General features: G+C 73.9%; 3 protein-coding genes and 1 pseudogene. 2 read left to right on the top strand and 2 right to left on the bottom strand.

Going from position 1 to position 2,009, the window contains the following annotated elements; genetic code table 11:
* Together AB0J68_RS31585 and AB0J68_RS31580 are read left to right on the top strand one after the other, a co-directional pair.
* Positions 1 to 197, top strand: a pseudogene (locus AB0J68_RS31585) (MFS transporter); the annotation flags it as partial.
* A 108-nt stretch (positions 198 to 305) separates the two neighbouring features.
* Positions 306 to 695 (top strand): globin, encoded by a 390-nt coding sequence (locus AB0J68_RS31580; protein ID WP_354860608.1) that lies wholly within the window; start codon positions 306 to 308, stop codon positions 693 to 695.
* A gap of 33 nt (positions 696 to 728) precedes the next feature.
* Here the strand turns inward: AB0J68_RS31580 and AB0J68_RS31575 are convergent, their stop codons facing one another.
* The gene (locus tag AB0J68_RS31575) at positions 729 to 1,313 is read right to left on the bottom strand and encodes a YbjN domain-containing protein (RefSeq protein WP_234582140.1); all 585 of its coding nucleotides are present in this window, start codon (positions 1,311 to 1,313) and stop codon (positions 729 to 731) included.
* A gap of 132 nt (positions 1,314 to 1,445) precedes the next feature.
* The coding region (locus tag AB0J68_RS31570) for a hypothetical protein (protein ID WP_363942468.1) at positions 1,446 to 2,009 on the bottom strand (564 nt) is incomplete at its 5' end.

Below are 2,009 nucleotides of genomic sequence, written 5' to 3'. Positions count from 1 at the left end.
GCGCCGCCGGGGTGCTGCTGATGACGATCGCCGCCCTGCGCTGGCCGGGCAAGCAGACGGTGGACGACGCCGTCGCCAAGGCCGCCGCGGCCAACGCCGAGCCGACCCCCGATCCGGGCGGCACCATCGCCGACGGCACGCCGGCGGGCACCGACCTCCGGCCCGCGGACGGCCACCGCCGGCACGCGGTCACCTGATCCACCGCGTGAGCCGGCGCACGGCCTCCGGGTCGGGTCGGCGGCCGACGCACCTGGCAGGATGGAACGGTGAACCCCGCAGGTGAATCCGACCGTAACGATGCGTCGATGACCCTCTTCGAAGCGGTCGGCGGCGAACCCACCTTCCGCCGGCTGGTGGACGAGTTCTACGCCGGCGTCGCCACCGATCCCCTGCTGCGACCCATGTACCCGGAGGAGGACCTGGGCCCGGCGGCCGACCGGTTCACCCTGTTCCTGATGCAGTACTGGGGTGGGCCGAACACGTACTCCGCACAGCGCGGGCACCCGCGGCTGCGCATGCGGCACGCGCCGTTCCGGATCGGCGGGGCCGAGCGGGACGCCTGGCTGCGGCACATGCGCCAGGCGGTGGACCGGCTCGACCTGGAGCCGCAGCTCGCCGTCGCTCTCTGGGACTATCTGGAGCGGGCCGCGTACTTCATGGTCAACGTGATGGAGGACCCGGCCGAGGGCGCCTGACGGCGCGTTCCGGCACGGACGCCGCGGGGCGCCTCAGAGCAGGGCGCCTTCGTCGTGCAGCCAGTCCACGAAGCTGGCGGCCACCGCCGCGCCGCAGTCGAGCATCTCGACCAGCAGAGCGTCGTGGGTGCCGGCGCCCAGCGGCACCTGCAACTCGGCGTAAATCGGCAGCTGCCCGCGCTCGGTCGGGTCGCCGATGTACGCCTTGCAGAAGCGGCGGGTGTGGTTCCACTCGTTGACCACCCGGTAGGCCCGGTCGGCCCAGTCCGGCGGAACCGTGGCGTGCGGGCGGGCCCGCATCACCAGGATCTCGTCCTCGGGGCCTTCGAGGGTCACCAGCACGGCGTGCCGCTCCCACATGGCCAGCAGGTTGCCGTCGCCGTCGGCCAGGTAGCGCACGTCGAGCAGGTCGAGTGCGTCACAGACGCGGCGCAGGCTCACCGGCTCGATGGTCGCCGGCATCTCGGTCAGTACGGGCCGGTCGCTGCCCGGGCAGTCGTCCCCCGGCTGGCGAGGGCTCGGCGGGCCGACCCGGACCGCGCTCTCCACTGTGATCCCGCTTCGGGTTTCCGGATCGCCGCCGTCGGCGGGACCGGGGCGCCATGACCACCACGGCATCGCTCGTCGCACCTCACTCCCCAGCGGATCCAGCCGCCTACGGTGCGTTGGATCCGAGGATGGACGGTACCCGGACAGCCGGGTTGAAGCATCCCCCCAACGGCCGCACCGGCCCAGAAGAATGAGCAGGGGTCATCCGTTCGGACGAGTGGCGAGGGGCGTCACGGCAAGATCGGTGGCCTTCTGCAACCAGGCCGCTCCGTATGGTCCCACCAGGCCCACCCAACGGCCCGCCACCCGCACCTGGACCTCGGAGCGCGCGCCAGGACCGGCCGGATCGTCGATCGCGCCGAGGAAGCCCATCCGGACCAGCCCCTGCACCAGCCGCTGCGGCACCTCGACGGCAGGGCCCGGCGGATCGTCCGGCGTGACCAGCACGGCCACGTGGTCGAGCAGCGCGTCGCGCAACGCGCGCTGACCCACCGCGCGGCCCGCCACCCCCTGCTCGCTCGCGGTACGCAGGGTGCCCGCCGCCGCGTCGGCGATCCGCCGCAGCTCGACGGCGGGCAGCACCTCCACCGACTCGCTTCGCGCCGGTGGCAGCGGCCAGCGCCACTGCGCGTCGCGGCGGGCCGGCAACGTCGCGCCACCGCGTTCCAGCTCGGCCAGCAGGTCGGCGGCGCCCACCGTGACGTCTCCGGCTGCCCTGGCAGGTGCTGGTGGCCCGGACGGTCGCCGGTGGGGCCGCCGGAGACG

Origin of the sequence: Micromonospora sp. NPDC049580 (genome assembly GCF_040675595.1) — a bacterium.
GTDB lineage: Bacteria > Actinomycetota > Actinomycetes > Mycobacteriales > Micromonosporaceae > Micromonospora.
This window is presented reverse-complemented; position numbering and strand designations above follow the sequence as displayed.